This is a genomic window from Streptomyces sp. NPDC001410 (genome assembly GCF_042895235.1).
In the GTDB taxonomy this organism is placed as follows: Bacteria; Actinomycetota; Actinomycetes; order Streptomycetales; family Streptomycetaceae; genus Streptomyces.
Map to the genome: position 1 here is coordinate 66047 of NZ_JBIAWE010000025.1, position 20219 is coordinate 86265.

Genomic DNA, 20219 nt, shown 5'->3' on the forward strand with positions numbered 1-20219 from the left:
TTCGCGTACCCATGCGCATACTGAGCCCTACGGAATGTTGCGTTCAGGGAGCGGTGCGAGGTGACGGAGGCGGAGGACCGCAAGCCCCGGTCCGACGAGGCGCGGTACGACCCGGAAATCACGTCCGAGTTCGCCGTTCCCGAGGGCATCGAGGTCCCCGAGGGCGCCGGTGAGCCGGAGACCACCTCCGAGTTCGCCGTGCCGGAGGGGCTGGCGGCGCCGCAGCCGCCCAGTGCCGAGCCGGAGGGGTCGGCGTTCAGCCTGCCGCGCACCTACAGCGCCAAGGACGCCCCGCCCGCGTTCACCCCGGCGACCGGGATGCCGGCGGTCAGCCTGATCAAGGACGCGCCCTGGCAGGACCGGATGCGCACGATGCTGCGCATGCCGGTGGCCGAGCGGCCGGCGCCGGAGCCGGTGCAGAAGGCCGAGGAGGGCGGGCCCGCCGTCCCGCGCGTGCTCGACCTGACGCTGCGTATCGGGGAACTGCTGCTGGCGGGCGGCGAGGGCGCGGAGGACGTGGAGGCCGCGATGTTCGCGGTGTGCCGGTCCTACGGCCTGGACCGCTGCGAGCCGACCGTCACCTTCACGCTGCTGTCGATCTCCCACCAGCCGTCCCTGGTGGAGGACCCGGTCACCGCGTCCCGGACCGTACGCCGGCGGGGCACGGACTACACGCGGCTCGCGGCCGTGTTCCGGCTGGTGGACGACCTGACCGACCCGGAGACCCATGTCTCGCTGGAGGAGGCCTACCGGCGTCTGGCGGAGATCCGCCGCAACCGGCACCCCTACCCCGGCTGGGCCCTGACCCTGGCGAGCGGGCTGCTCGCGGGTGCGGCCTCCGTGCTGGTCGGCGGTGACCTGATCGTCTTCGTCGCGGCGGCGATCGGCGCGATGCTCGGCGACCGGCTGGCGTGGCTGTGCGCGGGGCGGGGACTGCCGGAGTTCTACCAGTTCACGATCGCCGCGATGCCCCCGGCGGCGATCGGTGTGGCGTTCGCGCTGGCGCACGTCGACGTGGCGGCGTCCGCGGTCGTCACCGGTGGGCTGTTCGCGCTGTTGCCCGGGCGGGCGCTGGTGGCGGGCGTGCAGGACGGGCTGACGGGCTTCTACATCACCGCGGCCGCCCGCCTGCTGGAGGTCATGTACTTCTTCGTCGGCATCGTCATCGGTGTGCTGACCGTCCTGTACTTCGGCGTGAAGGTGGGCGGCGAGCTGAATCCGGACGCGGCGATGAACATCTCCGAACGGCCGCTGATCCAGATCGCCGCGTCCATGCTGCTGTCGCTGACGTTCGCCGTACTGCTGCAGCAGGAACGATCCACCGTGCTGGCGGTGACCCTCAACGGCGGTGTGGCGTGGTCGGTGTACGGCGCCATGCACTACGTGGGCGGCATCTCCCCCGTCGCCTCCACGGCGGTGGCCGCGGGGCTGGTGGGGCTGTTCGGGCAGCTGCTGTCGCGGTACCGGTTCGCGTCCGCGCTGCCCTACACGACGGCGGCGATCGGGCCGCTGCTGCCCGGTTCGGCCACGTACTTCGGGCTGCTGTCCATGGCGCAGAACGAGATCGACAAGGGGCTGGTGTCCCTGGCGAAGGCCGCCTCGCTGGCGATGGCGATCGCCATCGGGGTCAACCTGGGCTCGGAGATCTCCAGGCTGACCCTGCGGGTCGGCTCCGCGGGCAAGCGGAGGGCGGCCAAGCGGACCAGGGGGTTCTGAGCCGCCTAGTAGTTCCGGGGGTACCCGTTCTGGTCGTACTGCTGCTGGTCGTACTGCTGCTGCGGGTACTGCTGCTGGTCGTAGTACTGGTTGTCGTACCCCTGGTGGCCCTGGTTGTCATAACCCTGGTGGCCCTGGGGGTCGTAGCCCTGCTGCCCCTGCCCCTGGTTGTCGTAGCCCTGGTTCCAGTACTGCTGGTCCTGCTGCTGCGGCTGGTACGGCTGCTGCTGGTACTGCGGCTGGTAGGGCTCCTCCGGCTCGATGCGGCGGAGCTGGGTGGTGGCGGCGTCCATGGCCGGGGGGCGCTGGTACTGGGGCTGCTGAGGAGGCTGAGGCGTCTCCTGCGGGGCCTTCTTGGCCTTGCCGCGCGCGCGGAGGAACTCGATCGCGATCGGGATCACCGAGACGAGGACGATCAGGATGAGGATCGCCTCGATGTTCTTGTTGACGAAGTCGATGTTGCCGAGCCAGGAGCCGAGCAGGGTGACGCCCGCGCCCCACATGACGCCGCCGATGACGTTGAAGATCAGGAACGAGCGGTACTTCATGCCGCTGACGCCGGCGATGATCGGCGTGAACGTGCGCACGATGGGCACGAAGCGGGCCAGGACCAGGGACTTCGGGCCGTACTTCTCGAAGAACTCGTGCGCCTTGGTGACGTTCTCCTGCTTGAAGAGGCGGGAGTCCGGGCGGTTGAAGAGGGACGGGCCGACCTTCTTGCCGAACATGTAGCCCGCCTGGTCGCCGAGGACCGCGGCGAGGCAGATCAGGGCGATCGCGCCCCACAGCGGGAAGTCCAGCTGGTCGGACGTGATCAGCAGACCGCAGGTGAACAGCAGCGAGTCGCCCGGCAGGAAGAACCCGATGAGCAGACCGGACTCGGCGAAGACGATGAGCAGCAGACCCCAGATGCTGTACGTGTTGAGCAGATAGTCGGGATCGAGCCAGCTCGGGCCGAGGGCGAGTGTCATCACGGGTCCGGGCTCCTGAGGGGGATGAGGGCGGCTGCGGCGGCTGAAGGGCGATGGGCCGCCGCACAAAGCTACCAACGCGATGTGACCGCCCCAGGTTCCACCGGTGACTCCAGGATGCACTGTGGGGCAACCGGGACAAAGCTGTGAGCCATGGGACTCGATGACTACGGCGGCGGCCAGGGGCCCCAGCCGGACGTGCTGGTCGTCACGACCAACGACGTGCCCGGATACCGGGTGCAGCAGGTGCTCGGCGAGGTCTTCGGGCTCACGGTGCGCTCGCGGCACCTGGGCAGCCAGATCGGCGCCGGACTGAAGTCGATGATCGGCGGCGAGCTGAAGGGCCTCACCAAGACGCTCGTACAGACCCGCAACCAAGCCATGGAGCGGCTGGTGGAGCAGGCACGCGCGCGTGGCGCCAACGGGGTGCTGGCGTTCCGCTTCGACGTGACGGAGGCCGCCGACGTGGGCACGGAGGTGTGCGCGTACGGGACCGCGGTGGTCCTGGCCCGGGAGTAGGCCTCCCGGGCCAGGGATCACGCGGTGTGCCGGTCGGCGTTGGCGGTGATCGCCTCGCTCAGGTGATCGGCGAGCCCGGGCCGCATGGCGTCGTAGAACGCCTTGAAACGCTCGTCGGCGACGTACATCGCGCCCAGGCAGCGGTGCATGGGGTGCGGGCACTCGTAGAACCACTTGCTGATGTGCAGGCGGTGCTCCTCGGCCAGGTCCATGGCCGGCTCGCCGGACGGCTGCTCGCCGGCGGTCATCAGGGCGACGTAGCGCCGGGTCCAGTCGTCGACCTCCGCCTGGAGACGCTTCCAGTCCTCCTTGGTGTAGCGGGCGGTGCGGCGCTGTGACTCGGCGTACGCCTCGGTGCCGCCCCAGCGCTGCTCCGCCTCCTCGGCGTACTGCTCGGGGTCCTTGTCCCCGAAGACCTCGAACCGCTCCTCGGGCGTGAGGTTGATGCCCATCGTGCGTGCCTCCATGGCGTGCTCCACGGCCGTGGCCATCTTCTGCAGCTTCTCGATCCGGGCGGTCAGCAGCTCGTGCTGGCGGCGCAGGTGTACGCGCGGGTCCACATCCGGGTCGTCGAGCAGGGCCGCGACCTCGTCGAGCGGGAAGCCGAGCTCCCGGTAGAACAGGATCTGCTGGAGCCGGTCGAGGTCGGCGTCGCCGTAGCGCCGGTGGCCGGCGTGGGTGCGCTCGCTGGGCACGAGCAGGCCGATCTCGTCGTAGTGGTGCAGAGTGCGCACCGTGACCCCGGCGAACCCCGCGACCTGTCCCACGGAATAGCTCACTTTTCCGCTCCTTGTCGTCGGTACGTCGTACACGCTGAGGCCTCACGCCACGTGAGGTGCAAGCCCGTTTCACTTCGGGATGTTTGACCTCTTTTGTCCGCTTATGGTGATCTCGTGGCCCAGGACAGCGCGCAGCAGGCGCCCCCCACCGCTCCCGCGACCCCCGCGCGCGCTCTGTTGCCCTTGATCCTGCCCGCTCTGGTCGTGGGCGTGGTGTGCAGCCTGCTCTTCGTCGGGGTGAGCGTGGCGGCCGAGCAGCTCGAGGACGTGCTGTGGAAGAACCTGCCCGCCGCCCTGGGCATCGGCGGCTACTCCACGCTGTGGATCTTCGTCATGCTCACCGCGACCGGCATCGCGGTCGGTCTGGTGGTGTGGAAGGTGCCGGGGCACGCGGGGCCCGACCCGGCCACCATGGGGCTGAACGCGCCCGCGCTGCCGCCCGTCGTGCTGCCCGGCCTGCTGCTGGCGGCGGCCCTGATGCTCGCGGGCGGCCCGAGCCTCGGCCCCGAGAACCCGATCATCGCCGTCAACGTCGGGCTGGCGGTGTGGCTGGGCCGCCGGTTCCAGCCCAGGCTGCCCGGCCTGCTGTGGATGATGCTGGCGGAGGCGGCGACGATCGGCGCGCTGTTCGGTACCCCGGTGGCCGCCGCCCTGGTCATCTCGGAAGCGCTGGCCGGGCAGCGGATCAAGGGCCTGCTGTGGGACAACCTCTTCGCCCCACTGGCCGCCGCCGCGGCGGGCGCCCTGACGACCGACCTCGTCCACCACGCGAGCTTCGACCTCCATCTGCCCCCGATCGGCCGACCGGGCGCGGGCGACATCCTGGCGGCGATCGTCATCGCGTCGTTCAGCGCGGTACTCGGCATGTGCGCGGTCTATGCCTTCCCGCACCTCCACCGCGGCTTCCAGCGGCTGCGGCACCCGATGCTGATGCTTCCGGTGGGCGGACTCGCCCTAGGGGCGCTGGGGGCCCTGGGCGGCCCGCTGACGCTCTTCAAGGGGCTGGACCAGATCGCGCAGCTGGCGGCCGATCCCGAGGGCTGGTCGGCCGGACAGTTCGCCGCGATGACGGTGGTGAAACTGGCCGCCCTGACGGTCGCCGCGACCTGTGGCTTCCGCGGCGGCCGGATCTTCCCCGGCGTGTTCATCGGCACCGCCCTGGGTCTGTGCGCCCACGCCCTGGTGCCCGCCGTCCCGCCCGCTGTGGGGGTGGCGGCGGGCGTGCTGGGCATGCTCCTGGCCATCACCCGGCAAGGCTGGGTGAGCCTGTTCACCGCTGCTGTCCTGGTCGCCTCGCCCGCCATCCTCGCCCTGCTCTGCATCGCCTCGCTGCCGGCCTGGCTGCTGGTGACGGGGCGGCCGCAGATGCAGCTGAGGGCGGACGGCACACAGATCCGCTGACTCACTCCCCTGTCTGGAGGCACGTACATGGCCCTGCACAAAGGTCCCGAGAAGCAGGACGAGCGGCCGATGTCGGTCAACCCGTTCTTCGGGGAGGCGAACCCGGTTGTCGAAATGACCGAGGCCCCGCCCAAGCACCGGCTCCCCGACGCGCCCCTGCCCCCCACCACGGCGGCGCAGATCGTGCACGACGAGCTGATGCTGGACGGCAACTCCCGGCTGAACCTGGCCACGTTCGTCACCACCTGGATGGAACCGCAGGCCGGGGCGCTGATGGCGGAGTGCCGGGACAAGAACATGATCGACAAGGACGAGTACCCGCGCACGGCCGAGCTGGAGCGGCGCTGCGTGGCGATGCTCGCCGACCTGTGGAACGCGCCGGATCCGTCGGCCGCCGTGGGCTGTTCGACCACGGGATCCAGCGAGGCGTGCATGCTCGCCGGGATGGCGCTGAAGCGGCGCTGGGCGACGCGCAACGCCGACCGCTACCCGGCGGCGCGCCCGAACCTGGTCATGGGCGTCAACGTCCAGGTCTGCTGGGACAAGTTCTGCAACTTCTGGGAGGTGGAGCCCCGGCTGGTCCCGATGGAGGGCGAGCGGTACCACCTGGATCCGCAGGCGGCGGCCGGGTTGTGCGACGAGAACACCATCGGGGTCGTCGGCATCCTCGGCTCCACCTTCGACGGCTCCTACGAGCCGATCGCGGACCTGTGCGCAGCCCTGGACGACCTCCAGGAGCGCACCGGTCTCGACATCCCGGTGCACGTGGACGGCGCGTCCGGGGCCATGGTGGCGCCCTTCCTGGACGAGGACCTGGTGTGGGACTTCCGCCTCCCGCGCGTGGCCTCGATCAACACCTCGGGCCACAAGTACGGCCTGGTCTACCCGGGCGTCGGCTGGGCCCTGTGGCGGGACAAGGAGGCGCTGCCCGAGGAGCTGGTCTTCCGGGTGAACTACCTGGGCGGCGACATGCCGACCTTCGCGCTCAACTTCTCCCGGCCCGGCGCCCAGGTGGTCGCGCAGTACTACACGTTCCTGCGGCTGGGCCGGGAGGGCTACCGGGCGGTGCAGCAGTCGACACGGGACGTGGCGCGCCACGTCGCCGGCAGGATCGAGGCGCTGGACGACTTCCGGCTGCTCACACGCGGCGACGAGCTGCCGGTGTTCGCCTTCACCACCGCTCCGGGGGTGAAGGCGTACGACGTGTTCGACGTCGCCCGGCGGCTGCGCGAGGGCGGCTGGCTGGTGCCCGCGTACACCTTCCCGCCCAACCGGGAGGATCTCTCCGTGATCCGGATCGTGTGCCGCAACGGCTTCTCCCACGACCTCGCCGACCTGTTCGTGGAGGACCTGAACCGCCTGGTGCCGGAACTGCGCCGGCAGCCGCATCCGCTGACCCAGGACAAGGAGGCGGCCACCGGCTTCCACCACTAGCGGCCCAGGCGCGCGAACTTCCGTACCGCCAGCGGGAAGAACACGGCCAGCAGGCCCAGCGGCCAGGCCACGGCCGCCCCCACGTGGCCCGGATCGCCGCCCTGGCCGCCGAGCAGGTCCCGTACCGCCGTCGCCGACTGGGACAGGGGATTCCACTGGACGGCCGTGCCCAGCCAGTCGGGCATGGCGTCCGGTGTGGCGAGGGCGTTGGAGAGGAAGCCGACCGGCCAGACGAGGATCTGCACGGCCTGGACCATCTCGGGCCGGCCGGCGACCAGGGCGAGGTGGATGCCGACCCACAGCATCGCGAAGCGGAGCAGCAGGAGCAGGCCCATGGCGCCCAGGAAGGCTCCGGGGCCGCCGTGGGCCCGCCAGCCGAGCGCGTACGCCACCGCCGTCATCAGGGCGAGCACGACCGCCGACTGGAGCATGTCGGCCGCCGAACGGCCCACCAGGACCGCCCCGTTGGTCATGGGCAGGGAGCGGAAGCGGTCGATGACGCCCTTGTTGAGGTCCTGGGTGACGTTGAGCATCGTGCCCTCCAGGCCGAAGGCCATGGTGAGCGCGAGCATGCCGGGCACCAGGTAGTCGACGTAGTCGCCGGTGACGCCCCGGCCGCCGCCGATCAGGTAGCCGAACATCAGCAGCAGCATCACCGGGAAGACCAGGGCGACCAGCACCTGCCCGGGCTGCCGTGCCCAGTGGGCGAGTTCGCGCCGGGTCATGGTCCAGGAGTCGGTCAGGACATACTGGACGGAAGGGGACACCGCCATCACGCGGCCTCCTTCACTCGGTTCCCGTCACCGGTCAGGTACAGGAACACCTCGTCCAGCGCGGGCCTGCGCAGGGCGACGTCCGCCGCCTCGATGCCCGCCGCCTCCAGGGCGCGCACGACCCCGGACAGCGCGCTCATGCGGTCGGTGACCGGTGCGCTGAGCAGCCTGCGGTCGGTGTCCACCCGGACGCCGGTGACGGGCAGCAGGGCGACGGCCGCGCCGAGCAGGCCCGCGTCGCGCAGCACGACGTCGATGCGGTCGCCGCCGGTGAGGGTCTTCAGCTCGTCGGGGGTGCCGTCGGCGACGACCCTGCCGTGGTCGACGAAGGCGATGCGGTGGGCCAGTTGGTCGGCCTCCTCCAGGTACTGGGTGGTGAGCAGGACGGTCGTGCCGCCGCCGACCAGGGAGCGGACGGCGGCCCAGACCTCGGCGCGGCCGCGCGGGTCGAGGCCGGTCGTCGGCTCGTCCAGGAACAGCACCTCGGGATCGGTGATCAGGGAGGCGGCGAGGTCGAGGCGGCGGCGCATGCCGCCGCTGTAGCGGGCCACCGGGGTGCGGCCGGTGTCACCGAGGTCGAAGCGGTCCAGGAGTTCGGCGGCGCGCACGCGCGCGCGGCGGGCGCCGAGGTGGTGCAGGCGGGCGAACATCTCCAGGTTCTGCCGGCCGTCCAGCTGCTCGTCCAGGGCCGCGTACTGGCCCAGCAGGCCGATGCGCCGCCGCAGCGCGCGGGCCTCGGTGCGGACGTCGTGCCCGGCGACCTCGATGCGGCCGCCGTCCGGCCTGAGCAGGGTGGACAGGATCCGCACCAGAGTGGTCTTGCCCGCCCCGTTGGGGCCGAGCACCGCGTGCACGGTGCCGCGGGTGACGTGCAGATCGAGCCCGTCCAGGGCGTTTCTGGTGCCGTAGGTCTTGCGTGCGTCCTCGACGGTGATCGCCGTGTCGGCCACGTGCCACTCCCTCGCTAGTCAAACTTGACTACTTCTCGAAAGTAACGCGACCTCGCTCATTGGTCAAACTTGATTAGCGGTCGTCCTCCGGATGCCGCTCCCCCGTCGCGTACGGGTTCTCCTGGCCCTCGGTGAGCACGCCCACGAAGCGCTCGCCCTCGCCGGCGAACGTGTAGGCGCCTGCCTCCAGGCGGGCGATCAGCCCCCGGGTCCAGGCCTCGTCGGAGTCGGCCCTGTGGACCCAGAGGTTCATGATCTCGCCGATGTGGCCGAGCTGTTCGGGGCCGTCCTCGGGGATGTAGTGCTCGGTGACGGCGGCCCGCCACTCCCCGATGCGCCGGATCCGCTCCCGGAGCAGGTCCAGCGCCTCGGCCCGCGCCAGCTCGACCAGGAGGCCGATGGCCGCCGACTGGATGTCCATCTTCTGGTCGTAGGCGACCAGGGACTCCCGCAGCAGCCGGAAGAACTCCTCCTCGCCCCGGTCCGTGATCTCGTACTCGGTGCGCGGCGGCCCCCCGGCCGTGGAGGGCGCGATCTCGTGCGCGTGCAGCAGCCCCTGCTTCTCCATCTGCTTCAGGGCGTGGTAGATCGAGCCCGGCTTGGCGTTGGACCACTCGTGCGCGCCCCAGTACTCCAGGTCGTTGCGCACCTGGTAGCCATGGGCCCGCCCGTGCTGGCGCACCGCGCCCAGCACGAGAAGACGGATCGCTGACATGCGGTCCAGGTTATTGCCGTGGAGCTAGCCCGCCTGCTCCAGGGCCACCAGCTCGAACGCGGTTTTCCCGTCCAGGGACTCGCGGATGATGTCGGCGTGGCCGGCGTGCCGGGCCGTCTCGCGGATCAGGTGCAGACACAGCCAGCGCAGGGAGACGCGGCCCTCCGGCGGGAACCACGGGTCGGGCGGCAGCGGGAAGCTGTCGTCCAGGCTGGGCGCGGAGCGGATGAACTTCTCCGTCTCGGCGGCGACCTGCTCCCAGTACGCGAGCTGCGAGGCGACCGTCTCGTCGTCGGCCAGCCGGAAGCACTCGTGCCAGTTCGACTCGTCGCGGTGGATCGCCGGCGGCTCCTGCTTGGCGCGGGCCACCCAGCCCTGCTCGACCTCGGCGACATGCTTGAGCAGTCCGCCGAGCGACAGTTCGCTGGCGCTGGGGCAGGAGCGGGCCTGCTCCTCGGTCAGTCCGAGCAGCGCCCGGCGGATCCCGCCGCGCTGTTCCTCGATGAACGCCAGCAGCGCCCCGCGCTCGTCGCCCTGCATCTCCGCCGCCACGTGAGTGACCATGACCGACCGCCTTTCTTCGGGTCCGTTTCCCTGACACCGACGAAGCTACGGGCCCTTGCGGTCAGGTTCTGTCCGCAAGGGCCCGCGATGCGAAGGAGATCTGGAGGGGATCCCGGTGAAGGCCTAGAACGGGAAGCCACTGCGGCCGTGCTGCACCGAGATCCACTTGATGGTGGTGAAGGCCTCCAGGGTCGTCTCGCCGTTCAGGCGGCCGAGGCCGGAGTGCTTCTCGCCGCCGAAGGGCACGAGCGGCTCGTCGTGCACGGTGCCGTCGTTCACGTGGAACATGCCCGTGTCGATCTGCTTGGCGAACGCCACACCGCGCTCGATGTCACCGGTGTGGACGGCGCCGCTGAGGCCGTACGGGGTGTCGTTGACGATCCGGACCGCCTCCTCCTCGCCGTCGAAGGGGACGAGGAAGACGACCGGACCGAAGACCTCCTGCTGGAGCAGGGCGGAGTCGGCGGGGACGTCGGTGAGCACGCTGGGCTCGACCAGGTTGCCGGTGGTGGTGCCGTGCACCAGGGCGGTGGCGCCCTCGGCGAGTGCCTGCTCGACGGTGCCCGAAACGGCGTTGGCCTGCGCGGAGTTGATCACCGGGCCGATGACGGTCTGCGGGTCGCGCGGGTCGCCGACCTTGAGCGTCCTGACCTTGGCGACGAACTTCTCGGTGAACTCGTCCGCGATCGAGCGGTCCACGAGCACCCGGTTCGCGGCCATGCAGACCTGGCCCTGGTGGACGTAGCGGCTGAAGACCGCCGCGTCGACCGCGTAGTCGATGTCGGCGTCGTCCAGGACCACCAGCGCGCTGTTGCCGCCCAGTTCGAGCACCGAGCGCTTGAAGTGCGAGGCGCAGACGGTGGCGACGTGCCGGCCGACCTTGTCCGAGCCGGTGAAGGAGATGACCTTGGGGATCGGGTGCTCGATGAAGGCGTCGCCGATCTCGGCGATGTCGGTGACGACGACGTTGAGCAGGCCGCCGGGCAGCCCGGCCTCCTCGAAGATCTTCGCGACCAGGGTGCCTCCGGCGATCGGGGTGTTCTGGTGCGGCTTGAGCACCACACCGTTGCCGAGGGCGAGGGCCGGGGCCACCGACTTGATCGACAGCAGGAACGGGAAGTTGAACGGGCTGATCACGCCCACCACACCGACCGGCACCCGGTAGACGCGGTTCTCCTTGCCGTCGGTCGGCGAGGGCAGGATCTTCCCCTCGGGGCGCAGCGCCAGGTGGACCGACTCGCGCAGGAACTCCTTGGCGAGGTGCAGCTCGAAGCCCGCCTTCACGCGCGTGCCGCCGAGTTCCGCGATGATCAGGTCGGCTATCTCCTGCTCGCGGTCCTCTATCAGCCTGAGGGCCCGCTCGAAGACCGCGCGGCGGGTGTACGGGTTGGTCGCGGCCCACTGCTTCTGGGCACGAGCGGCGCTCTTGTAGGCCTGGTCGACCTCGTCGACGGTGGCCACCGTGATGGAGGCCAGCTTCTCGTCGTCGTAGGGGTTGAAGTCTATGACGTCCCAGGAACCGGTGCCCGGGCGCCATTCACCGTCGATGTACTGCTGGGCCAGCTCGCTGAAGTAGGACGACATGTGATCCCTCAATCACTAGCGATGCCAGATCCTCGTCACGGTCTGATCATCCGTCATCGTACTTGTGATTCAAGAGAGTTGAACGTGACCTCTCAAGACAGTTGAAGCAGACCTCGCAACAGGTCCCGGCTCTCGTCCGGCCCCGGGCTGTCCTGCTGCAGCTCCTTCAGCGCCTGCTCGTACTGGGCGACGTCCTCCCGCTTGTCCAGGTAGAGGGCGCTGGTCAGCTGCTCCACGTACACCACGTCGGACAGGTCCGACTCGGGGAAGCTGAGGATGGTGAAGGCGCCGCTCTCACCGGAGTGCCCGCCGAAGCCGAACGGCATGATCTGCAGCCGTACGTTGGGCCGCTGGGAGATCTCGATCAGATGCTGGAGCTGGCCGCGCATCACGTCGCGGTCGCCGTAGGGACGGCGCAGGGCCGCCTCGTCCAGGACGATGTGGAACTCGGGGGCGTTGTCGTCGAGCAGGTGCTTCTGCCGCTCCAGGCGCAGCGCCACCCGCCGCTCCACGTCGGCCGCGCTCGCGCCCTTCATCCCGCGCCGGACCACCGCGCGGGCGTACTCCTCGGTCTGCAGCAGGCCGTGCACGAACTGCACCTCGTACACCCGGACCAGGGAGGCGGCACCCTCCAGACCCACATAGGTGGGGAACCAGCTGGGCAGCACGTCGGTGTAACTGTGCCACCAGCCCGCGACATTGGCCTCCCGGGCGAGGGAGAGCAGCGACTCGCGCTCCGCCTCGTCGGTGATGCCGTACAGCGTCAACAGGTCTTCCACGTCCCTGGTCTTGAAGCTCACCCGGCCCAGCTCCATCCGGCTGATCTTCGACTCGGACGCACGGATCGAGTACCCCGCTGCCTCACGCGTGATCCCCCGCGCTTCACGCAGTCGCCTGAGTTGCGAGCCGAGCAGCATGCGCCGCACCACCGATCCGGGCTCTCCCGCGCTCACGTTCGCCAGCCTCCCCAACCGTCTTTGGGGCCGAAGTCTGCCACTAAAACACTTCGAGCAGTACTCGTCCGGTTACGGAAACGGAAAGAGGTCAGCCGTTTTCCACAGGAAGAGGTCAGGACCTTTGACAGACTCGCGATCCAAGTTGGCGGAAAAAATGGCCAAGAAGCGGTACGGGCAGGTTCAATTCGGTCGCGTGCACGTGCATCTGCCCTTGCATCTGCCCTTCCCATCCGAAACCATGGTGCAGCGCCACCGCTGCATCGCAACGACCGCGAATTCCCGGGAGTGCCTCGCATGGGAACGAATGGATCGACCATGCTCAAGCCGTTACGGCAGGGCCTTCCGCCGCTGGATCCCGCGGCCGTGTCCGATGCCGCCTCCTGCGCCCTGCCCGCCCGCTACGAAGCGGTGCGCGAGGCCCGCCGCTTCGCCCGCGGCACGCTGGACCAGTGGGACGTGGGCGACCGCTTCGACGACATATGTCTCGTCGTCTCCGAACTCGTCACCAACGCCCTGCGCCATGCGCTGCCGGCCGACGCAGCATGCTCCGAGCACGAGCCCTCGGTACGGCTGCACCTGATGCGCTGGACCGAGCGGCTGGTGTGCGCGGTGCGCGACCCCAGCCACGAGACGCCCGTCCCGCGCGACTCGGACGACTTCTCGGCCGAGTCGGGCCGCGGACTGTTCCTGGTCGACTCCTTCGCCGACAGCTGGGGTTGGCACCCGCTCGCGGGCAGCATCGACGGCAAGGTCGTCTGGGCGCTGTTCCGGCTCCGAACGGCCGACTGAAGAAACGCGGCGTCGACCGACGCCGCGTTTCTACGCGCGTACACCCGAACTTCGCCCGACCGTCACCGGCTGTCCCGACCACCCCGGCCGACCGGGCCGGTGAGTCGTTTCAGCCGGCTATCAGATGGTCGAACTCGCCGTCCTTGACGCCGAGGAGCATGGCCTCGATCTCCGCGCGCGTGTAGACGAGCGCGGGCCCGTCCGGGAAGCGCGAGTTGCGTACGGCCACCTCGCCTCCGGGCAGCCGCGCGAACTCCACGCAGGAGCCCTGCGAGTTGCTGTGCCTGCTCTTCTGCCAGGCCACGCCGTCCAGCTGCGTGGCAGCCATGCCGTTGTAAGCCATGCCGTTGTACACGTCGTACCCCCCGTACACGCCGTCAACGTCGCGGTCCACAGGTCGCTCCCCGGTGGTGCACTGGCTGGTGTGGCCATGGATGCTGTAGTCAACTGACCCGGATCATATCCCCGTTCACGTGCAGATGCATGAGCAGATGCACGTGCACAGGGGGTGTTCCCGCGATTACAGCTTTGGCGTCCGCTTTACCGAAATCGTTCCAGCGTCTGCCCCAGAGACGGCAGCACATGCCCCCGCCAGCCCCCGCCCATGATCTTCCGAGTCATCATCTGCGCCGGGTCGTCCGGATCGAATCCCTCGTGCACTAGGAAGAGACGCGTTCCGCGCCCTTCCTGTTCCAGGGTCCAGGTAATGGTCCAGTCCGCGGGATTGGCCGGATCCGCGTCCACCCACCGGAGGGACAGCATCCGCTCGGTGTCGTAGGCCAGTACCCGCACTTCCACGACACCGGAGAAGCGGGCGTTGGGCCGCGGGACCGAGGTCATCCGGTACCGGTGACCGACCTCGAGCCGGAAGTCCTCGGCGCCGGGCATCTGCCAGCGGGCCAGCAGGTCGGGCTCGGTCAGGGCGCGCCAGACCTTTGCGGGCGGGTGCGGGAAGAACTGGTCGACGCGGATCGTGGTGAGGTCGTCGGCGTCGCCGGGTGCGGAGTTCATGGGCGGTCATCGTCCGGCATGCGGTCGAGCAGAGCGCCGAGGCCCTTCAGCTGGTCCCGCCAGAACCGCTCGTACGGGTGGAGCCAGTCCTGCACCTCGGCGAGCGGGGCCGCCTCCAGGCGGTAGATGCGCTGCCGACCGGAGCGCTGCTCGGAGACGAGGCCGGCCTCCCGGAGCACCCTGAGGTGTTCCGAGAGGCTCGGGCGGCGCATGTCGAAGTGGTCGGCCAGGGCCTGCACGGGCTGCGGCCCGCGCTCGCGCAGCAGCCGGAGCACTTCCCTGCGGCTGGCGTTGGCGAGCGCCGCGAAGACGCGGTCCTCGGCGGCCTCCCGGGTTCCGGCTGCGGTCATTGCCGACCTTCCTACTGGTGAGCCTCCGTGAGCAGCATCAGACCGTTGCCGTCCGGGTCACGGAAGGAGGCCATCCGTCCCCAGGGGTACTCGTCGGGGCCCTGCACCTCGGTGCCCGCCTCGGCGAGCCGTGCGCAGTCGGCGTCGACATCGGTCGTCACCAACATGATCCCCCGGGCCGAACCGGGCTCGAAATCCCCCATGCCGGGCCCGGAGAGCGTGCAGACGGTCTGCGCGCCCTTCGGCGCGACCTGGAGCCAGCGCCCCGGCGGCATCTGGAGGTCGGCGGTGACCTCGAAGCCGAGGACGTCCCGGTAGAAGCGCAGGGCGCGGTCCTGGTCGGCGACGGGAAGCGTGACGAATGAGGCATGCGTGATGGTCATGGCCAGAAGCATAGGTAGGCAATCTCCTACGCGTCAACCGTAGGAGATTGCCTACCTATCACCGCTCACCTGCTGGAGCCCGCACCCGCTCAGCCCGGCCGCGCAGTACCGGCTTCACCGCGTCTCCGAGCGACTGCACGCCAAGAACGACCACTAGCAGCGGTGTCTGACCCCGCTCTGGATGACAAGGCAGCGACCTTGGCGGAGGAGGTCCGGACCCAACGGTTCACGTGGGATCGCTTAGCTGATCAGAGACGCTCACAACGGATTCCTGCCCGGCGTCCGGAAGTCCTCCTGGTAACGGCTGGTAGCTTGCTGCGGTCCCTCCGGTCCGGGGGGTGTCGACCGCGACGGGCCGACGGCCCCGGGGCGGCCGGCCCGCCAGAGCTTGGGGAGCTTGACGTGACTACGGCGACTGCAAGGGTGCGGACCGCGGCCGCGGCCGCGGGACTGGTGGGCGCGCTCGCGCTGACCGGGTGCAGCGGGGGCGGCGGGGGCGGCTCCAAGGACGACGCCTCGCCCACCCCGAGCGCGACCCCGACGTCCACGGGTACGGGCGCCGTGACCGGCTCCTCCGGCAAGCTCCAGGGCAGCTGGATCACCACCAGCAAGGGCGCCGTCGTGGCCCTGGTGATCACCGGGAAGCAGGCCGGGCTGTTCGTGACCGGCGGGACCGTGTGCAGCGGTGCCGCGGGCACCGAGGCGGGCATGCAGATGATCCATCTGACCTGCACCGGCGGCGGAAAGGACCGGGTCACCGGCATGGTCGACTCGGTGAGCAAGGACGCGATGAAGGTGACCTGGTCGGGCAAGCTCGGCCAGGAGACCTACACCAAGGCCGAGGGCGGCAAGCTGCCGTCCGGGCTGCCGACGACACCCGTGAAGCAGTGACGGGGCCCCTGAAGCGGTGAATTCGCCCGGGGCGCGTGATCGCGTCCGGGGCGCAGGGGCCATGATGCGGGGAGACCGTCACGACCTCGATGGGACCCGCTCATGCGCGCCATTCCGCTCACCGTCACCGCCCTCGCCGCCGCCCTTGTGCTGACCGCCTGCAATGACGGCGGTGGCGGCAAGAACGGGAAGAGCAGCTCCGCCTGCGAGATCGGCAGAGTCTCCGTGCAGATCGGGTCGGCGAGCGTGGCCCCGGTCGCCGGTGACACGGGCGAGGTGCCCGTCAGCATCACCAACCAGAGCGCGCCCTGCGTCCTGGACAAGTTCCCGGGCGCCCTGCTGAACACGGGCAAGGCCGAGGTCGACGTGCCCGTGCAGCAGGGGGCGAAGGCCCAGAAGCTGAAGCTCGCCAAGGGCGACTCGACGAGCTTCACCATCTCCTACGTGCGCGGCAAGGCGGGCGACAAGAGCAGCGTGGAGGCGAAGACCGTGAAGATCGCCCTGCCCGGCTCCACCACCACCCGGAGCTTCCCGTGGACGTACGGGCCCGTCGCCTCCAAGGGCACCCAGGGCACCCCGGACGCCTCCGTCAGCGCCTTCCAGCAGGTCGGGGACTGACCCTCACGGCAGCCTGGGGCGAGCCCTCACCTGGGCCTCGTCCGCCGCTCGCGCGCCCTCCGTCCAGCCGGCCGCGTCGGTCACGCCGCGCAGCCGGGTCGTGGTGGTCTCGGGGAACATGCGCTCCAGCCGGTCGGTGACGGCCACCTCGCGGGTGGCGAGGACGGGCAGCAGGTCCTGGGTCACCTGGGTCTCGGCCACGGCCGCGAGACGGTCGCCGACGCGGTGGGCGTAGGCCGCGAGGAAGGACTGCCGGAAGGTCTTGGTGCGCTTGCGGCCACCGGCTCGCTGGGCGGCCTCCGCCTTGGTCATCGCGTGCGTGGCCTGCACCAGCAGCGAGGTGTGGAGCAGCTCGACCGCCTCCAGGTCCGCCTCGAAGCCGACGACCGTGGAGAAGCCCAGCGGTTCGTTCCACACCGCGCGGCAGTGGTTGGCGGTGGCGACCGCGTCCAGCAGCATCGCCTTGGCCTGCTCGTAGGGCGGCTCGACGCCGATGCGGCAGGCACCGGGCGCGTCCGGCGCGGGGGCAGCGGCGGCGAGCAGCGCCTCGTCGACGCTGTGCCGGGCCATCAGCTCCTGCGCCTTGGCGCTCAGCGCCTCGGCCTCCTCCGGATACCCGGTCGCCTCGGCCTTGGCGAGCAGGGCGCGGATCCGGGTGAGCATGCGGGACGCGGCGGGCCCGTGCTCGCGGCGGGGCTCTTCGAGGGGCTCCAGGGCGGGCAGCCGCAGCAGCAGGCGGTACAGCTGGAGGACCGCGGTGGCGTGCGAGAAACGGTCGCCGTCGCGCGCGGGGTCCTGCGGCAGCGCCTCCAGCTGGGCTGCCCAGCGGTGCCCGCGCGGGCGGTCCCGCCCGGCCTGCGCCCGGATCAGCCCCGCGGCCAGGCGGACGTGGCCGTCGTCCAGCTCGCGCCGTACGAGCCGTACGACGTCGGCGGGCTGCCAGCCGCGCTGCCAGGCCGTGGCGACGAACTCCTCGCCCCGCCGCACGAGTTCGGCGTCGGCCGCGGGGTCGGCGGCGAGCAGGGAGGCGCCCGTGTCGAGTCCGGCGTCGGTGTCGTCGTACAGGGCGGCCCGGAAGGCCCGCTCGACGGTGCTGGAGGTGCTGGTCACGGTGTCGATCGTGCCATGGGCCGCGGACAACGGGCCGGGGCCGTCCACACCCTGTGGACAGCTTCCGCACGCGGCCGCCGCAGGAGTGGCCTGCACACTGTCAACTACTGGTTGACAGTACCGGGGTGGCAACCTACGGTTGACACATGGCGACCAACCCGAACATCACGGCATCCGTGCGCCTCGACGACCTCATCGAGGCGATCAAGAAGGTCCACCCCGAACCCCTCGACCAGCTCCAGGACGCGGTGATCGCCGCCGATCACCTCGGTGACGTGGCCGACCATCTGATCGGTCACTTCGTCGATCAGGCCCGCCGCTCGGGGGCCTCCTGGACCGACATCGGCAAGAGCATGGGCGTGACCCGGCAGGCGGCGCAGAAGCGGTTCGTGCCGAAGGAGTCCGCCGACCTCGACCCCAGCCAGGGCTTCAGCCGCTACACCCTCCGCGCGCGGAACGTGGTCATGGCCGCGCACAACGAGGCGCTGGCCGCGCGCAACACCGAGGGCCGCCCCGAGCACCTGGTCCTCGGGCTGCTGGTCGAGCCGGAGGGCCTGGCCGCGAAGGCGGTCACCGCGCAGGGCGTCCTGCTGGACTCCGTACGCCAGGCCGCGACCGCCGCGCTCCCGCCGGCCGCCGAGGAGGTCCCCGACCTCGTCCCCTACGGCCCGGAGGCCAAGAAGGTCCTGGAACTCACCTTCCGCGAGGCCCTCCGGCTCGGCCACAACTACATCGGCACCGAGCACCTTCTGCTGGCCCTGCTGGAGCACGAGAACGGCGCGGGCGTCCTCAGCGGGCTCGGCATCACCAAGGCCGGGACCGAGGAGTACGTCGGCAAGGTGCTGGCGCTGCTCCTGGAGCAGAAGAAGGCCGCCTCGGACGCGCAGGAGGCCGCGAGCGACGGACCGGCGGACTGAGAAGGGGCCGGAACAGCGGTCCGGGAGCATCCGGCCCCGAGACGCGAATCCGCAGGTCAAGCCCATTGTCAGTGCCGCCTGCCACACTCGCGGTCATGACCGACCGGTGGGCTCTCGCACCGGCCGAGGACGGTGGCGTGGACGTCGCCCCCCTCGGCCCGGACGGGCTGCCCGCCGGTCCGGTGCGGCGGGAGAGCGATCTCGCCGGGGCGGTGCGGAGCCGCCCGGAGGTGACGCGCTGGGTGTGGCGGTCGACCCCCGAGGTCTATCCGCGTCTGCTCGCCACGGGGGTGCGAGTGGAGCGGTGCTACGACATCGAGGACGCCGAGACACTTCTGCTGGGCCACGAGGGCCGGTACGGCGAGCCGCGCTCGGCCGCCGCCGCCCTGGCCCGCCTCCGCGGCGGCCCCGTACCGCCCGACCCGCCGCTGCGCCCGGCCGAACCGGGCGCCCAGTCCCCGCTGTTCGAGCCGAGCGGCACCCGGCTGCCGCTGGCGGACCTCCTCGCGGTCTACGCCGACCAGCAGCGGCGGCACGGGAAGACCGCCCACCCCGACCGGATGCGGCTGCTGACCGCCGCCGAGTCGGCCGGGATGCTGGTGGCCGCCGAGATGAACCACGCCGGCCTCCCCTGGAGCGCCGGGGTCCACCGCGAGCTGCTGCATGACCTGCTGGGCGAGCGGTACGCGGGCGGTGGCGAGCCGCGCCGACTGGCCGAGCTGGCCGACGAGGTGTCCACCGCCTTCGGCCGCCGGGTCCGGCCCGACCTGCCCGCCGACGTCGTCAAGGCCTTCGCCCAGGCCGGGATCAAGGTGAAGTCCACCCGCCGCTGGGAGATCGAATCCCTCGACCACCCTGCGGTGAAACCGCTGCTGGAGTACAAGAAGCTGTACCGCATCTGGGTCGCGCACGGCTGGTCCTGGCTGCAGGACTGGGTCCGCGACGGCCGCTTCCGGCCCGAGTTCCTCGCCGGCGGCACGGTCACCGGGCGCTGGGTGACCAACGGCGGGGGCGCGCTGCAGATCCCCAAGGTGATCCGGCGGGCCGTGGTCGCCGACCCCGGCTGGCGGCTGGTCGTGGCCGACGCCGACCAGATGGAGCCGCGCGTGCTGGCGGCGATCTCCCGCGACCCCGGCCTGATGGAGGTGGCCGGCCGCGAGAGCGACCTCTACCAGTCCGTCTCCGACCGCGCCTTCTCCGGCGACCGGGACCAGGCCAAGCTCGCCGTGCTCGGCGCGGTCTACGGCCAGACCTCGGGCGACGGCCTGAAGAACCTCGCCGCGCTGCGCCGCCGGTTTCCCAAGGCGGTGGCCTACGTCGACGAAGCCGCGCGGGCCGGTGAGGAGGGCCGGCTCGTGCGCACCTGGCTGGGCCGGACCTGTCCGCCCGCCGCCCGGCAGGGCGAGGACGCGGAGGAGGAGGCGGGCATCCCCATCGGCGAGGACACCCCCGACGGGCAGCCATGGGTCCCCGGATACGCGTCCACCGACTCCCGCGCGCGGGGCCGCTTCGCGCGCAACTTCGTGGTGCAGGGCAGCGCCGCCGACTGGGCCCTGCTGCTGCTCGCCGCGCTGCGCCGGTCCTGCGCGGACCTGGCGGCCGAGCTGGTGTTCTTCCAGCACGACGAGGTGATCGTGCACTGCCCCGCCGAGGAGGCCGACACCGTCGCCCAGGCCATCCGGGACGCGGCCGAACTCGCCGGACGGCTGACCTTCGGCGAGACCCCGGTGCGCTTCCCGTTCACGACGGCGGTGGTGGAGTGCTACGCCGACGCCAAGTGAGGGCCCC

At 70.8% G+C, this 20219-nt stretch carries 22 protein-coding genes; 9 read left to right on the plus strand and 13 right to left on the minus strand.

Going from position 1 to position 20219, the window contains the following annotated elements; genetic code table 11:
* The first annotated feature begins 60 nt into the window (after nt 1-60).
* The gene (locus tag ACFY3C_RS40225; protein WP_386579521.1) at nt 61-1716 is read left to right on the plus strand and encodes a threonine/serine exporter ThrE family protein; all 1656 of its coding nucleotides are present in this window, start codon (nt 61-63) and stop codon (nt 1714-1716) included.
* A 5-nt stretch (nt 1717-1721) separates the two neighbouring features.
* On the opposite strand, the gene ACFY3C_RS40230 is transcribed toward ACFY3C_RS40225, so the two are convergent.
* A complete protein-coding gene (locus ACFY3C_RS40230) occupies nt 1722-2690 on the minus strand; it encodes a DedA family protein (protein ID WP_390774363.1) in 969 nt (322 codons plus the stop codon).
* 150 nt (nt 2691-2840) lie between these two features.
* On the opposite strand from ACFY3C_RS40230, the gene ACFY3C_RS40235 reads away from it, so the two are divergent.
* On the plus strand, nt 2841-3206 hold the full coding sequence (locus ACFY3C_RS40235; protein ID WP_145885814.1) for a YbjQ family protein: 366 nt from the start codon (nt 2841-2843) through the stop codon (nt 3204-3206).
* A gap of 17 nt (nt 3207-3223) precedes the next feature.
* Here the strand turns inward: ACFY3C_RS40235 and ACFY3C_RS40240 are convergent, their stop codons facing one another.
* On the minus strand, nt 3224-3985 hold the full coding sequence (locus ACFY3C_RS40240) for a MerR family transcriptional regulator (protein WP_390774364.1): 762 nt from the start codon (nt 3983-3985) through the stop codon (nt 3224-3226).
* A 114-nt stretch (nt 3986-4099) separates the two neighbouring features.
* On the opposite strand from ACFY3C_RS40240, the gene ACFY3C_RS40245 reads away from it, so the two are divergent.
* Nucleotides 4100-5386, plus strand: coding sequence for an ion channel protein (locus tag ACFY3C_RS40245; protein WP_390774365.1), 1287 nt, complete (start codon nt 4100-4102; stop codon nt 5384-5386).
* A gap of 27 nt (nt 5387-5413) precedes the next feature.
* Nucleotides 5414-6820, plus strand: coding sequence for a glutamate decarboxylase (locus ACFY3C_RS40250; protein WP_390774366.1), 1407 nt, complete (start codon nt 5414-5416; stop codon nt 6818-6820).
* Here ACFY3C_RS40250 and ACFY3C_RS40255 read toward each other — a convergent pair.
* The 6 genes from ACFY3C_RS40255 to ACFY3C_RS40280 form a co-directional block, all read right to left on the minus strand.
* On the minus strand, nt 6817-7593 hold the full coding sequence (locus ACFY3C_RS40255; RefSeq protein ID WP_386579513.1) for an ABC transporter permease: 777 nt from the start codon (nt 7591-7593) through the stop codon (nt 6817-6819). The two genes, ACFY3C_RS40250 and ACFY3C_RS40255, sit on opposite strands and share 4 nt — an antisense overlap.
* The gene (locus ACFY3C_RS40260) at nt 7593-8543 is read right to left on the minus strand and encodes an ATP-binding cassette domain-containing protein (RefSeq protein WP_386579511.1); all 951 of its coding nucleotides are present in this window, start codon (nt 8541-8543) and stop codon (nt 7593-7595) included. The genes ACFY3C_RS40255 and ACFY3C_RS40260 overlap by 1 nt, the downstream gene beginning before the upstream one ends.
* Nucleotides 8544-8616: 73 nt before the next feature.
* Nucleotides 8617-9258 (minus strand): PadR family transcriptional regulator, encoded by a 642-nt coding sequence (locus ACFY3C_RS40265; RefSeq protein WP_390774367.1) that lies wholly within the window; start codon nt 9256-9258, stop codon nt 8617-8619.
* Between the two features lie 24 nt (nt 9259-9282).
* Nucleotides 9283-9822 (minus strand): DinB family protein, encoded by a 540-nt coding sequence (locus ACFY3C_RS40270; RefSeq protein ID WP_390774368.1) that lies wholly within the window; start codon nt 9820-9822, stop codon nt 9283-9285.
* A gap of 123 nt (nt 9823-9945) precedes the next feature.
* Nucleotides 9946-11406: an aldehyde dehydrogenase family protein gene (locus ACFY3C_RS40275; protein WP_390774369.1), complete on the minus strand. Its 1461-nt coding sequence runs from the start codon at nt 11404-11406 to the stop codon at nt 9946-9948.
* Between the two features lie 92 nt (nt 11407-11498).
* Nucleotides 11499-12323, minus strand: a complete 825-nt coding sequence (locus ACFY3C_RS40280; protein WP_386579630.1) for a helix-turn-helix domain-containing protein — start codon at nt 12321-12323, stop codon at nt 11499-11501.
* A gap of 354 nt (nt 12324-12677) precedes the next feature.
* Here ACFY3C_RS40280 and ACFY3C_RS40285 point away from each other — a divergent pair, with 354 nt between their 5' ends.
* Nucleotides 12678-13151 carry an ATP-binding protein gene (locus ACFY3C_RS40285; protein WP_386579504.1) on the plus strand — a complete coding sequence of 158 codons (474 nt, stop codon included), beginning with the start codon at nt 12678-12680 and terminating at the stop codon, nt 13149-13151.
* A 109-nt stretch (nt 13152-13260) separates the two neighbouring features.
* On the opposite strand, the gene ACFY3C_RS40290 is transcribed toward ACFY3C_RS40285, so the two are convergent.
* The 4 genes from ACFY3C_RS40290 to ACFY3C_RS40305 form a co-directional block, all read right to left on the minus strand.
* Entirely contained in the window at nt 13261-13494 is a 234-nt protein-coding gene (locus ACFY3C_RS40290; protein WP_386579628.1) for a DUF397 domain-containing protein, read from the minus strand.
* Nucleotides 13495-13691: 197 nt separating this feature from the next.
* The gene (locus ACFY3C_RS40295) at nt 13692-14162 is read right to left on the minus strand and encodes an SRPBCC domain-containing protein (protein ID WP_390774370.1); all 471 of its coding nucleotides are present in this window, start codon (nt 14160-14162) and stop codon (nt 13692-13694) included.
* Nucleotides 14159-14512, minus strand: coding sequence for an ArsR/SmtB family transcription factor (locus ACFY3C_RS40300; RefSeq protein ID WP_390774371.1), 354 nt, complete (start codon nt 14510-14512; stop codon nt 14159-14161). The genes ACFY3C_RS40295 and ACFY3C_RS40300 overlap by 4 nt, the downstream gene beginning before the upstream one ends.
* An 11-nt stretch (nt 14513-14523) precedes the next feature.
* Nucleotides 14524-14895, minus strand: a complete 372-nt coding sequence (locus ACFY3C_RS40305) for a VOC family protein (RefSeq protein ID WP_390774372.1) — start codon at nt 14893-14895, stop codon at nt 14524-14526.
* Between the two features lie 402 nt (nt 14896-15297).
* Between ACFY3C_RS40305 and ACFY3C_RS40310 the strand changes: the two genes are divergently transcribed.
* Nucleotides 15298-15786: a hypothetical protein gene (locus ACFY3C_RS40310; protein WP_390774373.1), complete on the plus strand. Its 489-nt coding sequence runs from the start codon at nt 15298-15300 to the stop codon at nt 15784-15786.
* A gap of 102 nt (nt 15787-15888) precedes the next feature.
* On the plus strand, nt 15889-16404 hold the full coding sequence (locus tag ACFY3C_RS40315) for a DUF4232 domain-containing protein (RefSeq protein WP_390774374.1): 516 nt from the start codon (nt 15889-15891) through the stop codon (nt 16402-16404).
* A 3-nt stretch (nt 16405-16407) separates the two neighbouring features.
* On the opposite strand, the gene ACFY3C_RS40320 is transcribed toward ACFY3C_RS40315, so the two are convergent.
* Nucleotides 16408-17514 (minus strand): DUF2786 domain-containing protein, encoded by a 1107-nt coding sequence (locus tag ACFY3C_RS40320; protein WP_390774375.1) that lies wholly within the window; start codon nt 17512-17514, stop codon nt 16408-16410.
* Nucleotides 17515-17660: 146 nt separating this feature from the next.
* Between ACFY3C_RS40320 and ACFY3C_RS40325 the strand changes: the two genes are divergently transcribed.
* On the plus strand, nt 17661-18431 hold the full coding sequence (locus ACFY3C_RS40325; protein ID WP_390774376.1) for a Clp protease N-terminal domain-containing protein: 771 nt from the start codon (nt 17661-17663) through the stop codon (nt 18429-18431).
* A gap of 95 nt (nt 18432-18526) precedes the next feature.
* Nucleotides 18527-20212, plus strand: a complete 1686-nt coding sequence (locus tag ACFY3C_RS40330) for a bifunctional 3'-5' exonuclease/DNA polymerase (RefSeq protein ID WP_390774377.1) — start codon at nt 18527-18529, stop codon at nt 20210-20212.
* Nucleotides 20213-20219: the final 7 nt, after the last annotated feature.

Bases quoted from the DNA above. Each gene is read 5' to 3' on its own strand.
- ACFY3C_RS40270 (WP_390774368.1), bottom strand. From the start codon at position 9,822: ATGGTCACTCACGTGGCGGCGGAGATGCAGGGCGACGAGCGCGGGGCG.
- ACFY3C_RS40255 (WP_386579513.1), bottom strand. From the start codon at position 7,593: ATGGCGGTGTCCCCTTCCGTCCAGTATGTCCTGACCGACTCCTGGACC.
- ACFY3C_RS40330 (WP_390774377.1), top strand. From the start codon at position 18,527: ATGACCGACCGGTGGGCTCTCGCACCGGCCGAGGACGGTGGCGTGGAC.
- ACFY3C_RS40290 (WP_386579628.1), bottom strand. From the start codon at position 13,494: ATGGCTTACAACGGCATGGCTGCCACGCAGCTGGACGGCGTGGCCTGG.
- ACFY3C_RS40305 (WP_390774372.1), bottom strand. From the start codon at position 14,895: ATGACCATCACGCATGCCTCATTCGTCACGCTTCCCGTCGCCGACCAG.
- ACFY3C_RS40315 (WP_390774374.1), top strand. From the start codon at position 15,889: ATGCGCGCCATTCCGCTCACCGTCACCGCCCTCGCCGCCGCCCTTGTG.
- ACFY3C_RS40265 (WP_390774367.1), bottom strand. From the start codon at position 9,258: ATGTCAGCGATCCGTCTTCTCGTGCTGGGCGCGGTGCGCCAGCACGGG.
- ACFY3C_RS40235 (WP_145885814.1), top strand. From the start codon at position 2,841: ATGGGACTCGATGACTACGGCGGCGGCCAGGGGCCCCAGCCGGACGTG.
- ACFY3C_RS40325 (WP_390774376.1), top strand. From the start codon at position 17,661: ATGGCGACCAACCCGAACATCACGGCATCCGTGCGCCTCGACGACCTC.
- ACFY3C_RS40250 (WP_390774366.1), top strand. From the start codon at position 5,414: ATGGCCCTGCACAAAGGTCCCGAGAAGCAGGACGAGCGGCCGATGTCG.
- ACFY3C_RS40280 (WP_386579630.1), bottom strand. From the start codon at position 12,323: ATGCTGCTCGGCTCGCAACTCAGGCGACTGCGTGAAGCGCGGGGGATC.
- ACFY3C_RS40275 (WP_390774369.1), bottom strand. From the start codon at position 11,406: ATGTCGTCCTACTTCAGCGAGCTGGCCCAGCAGTACATCGACGGTGAA.
- ACFY3C_RS40300 (WP_390774371.1), bottom strand. From the start codon at position 14,512: ATGACCGCAGCCGGAACCCGGGAGGCCGCCGAGGACCGCGTCTTCGCG.
- ACFY3C_RS40285 (WP_386579504.1), top strand. From the start codon at position 12,678: ATGCTCAAGCCGTTACGGCAGGGCCTTCCGCCGCTGGATCCCGCGGCC.
- ACFY3C_RS40295 (WP_390774370.1), bottom strand. From the start codon at position 14,162: ATGAACTCCGCACCCGGCGACGCCGACGACCTCACCACGATCCGCGTC.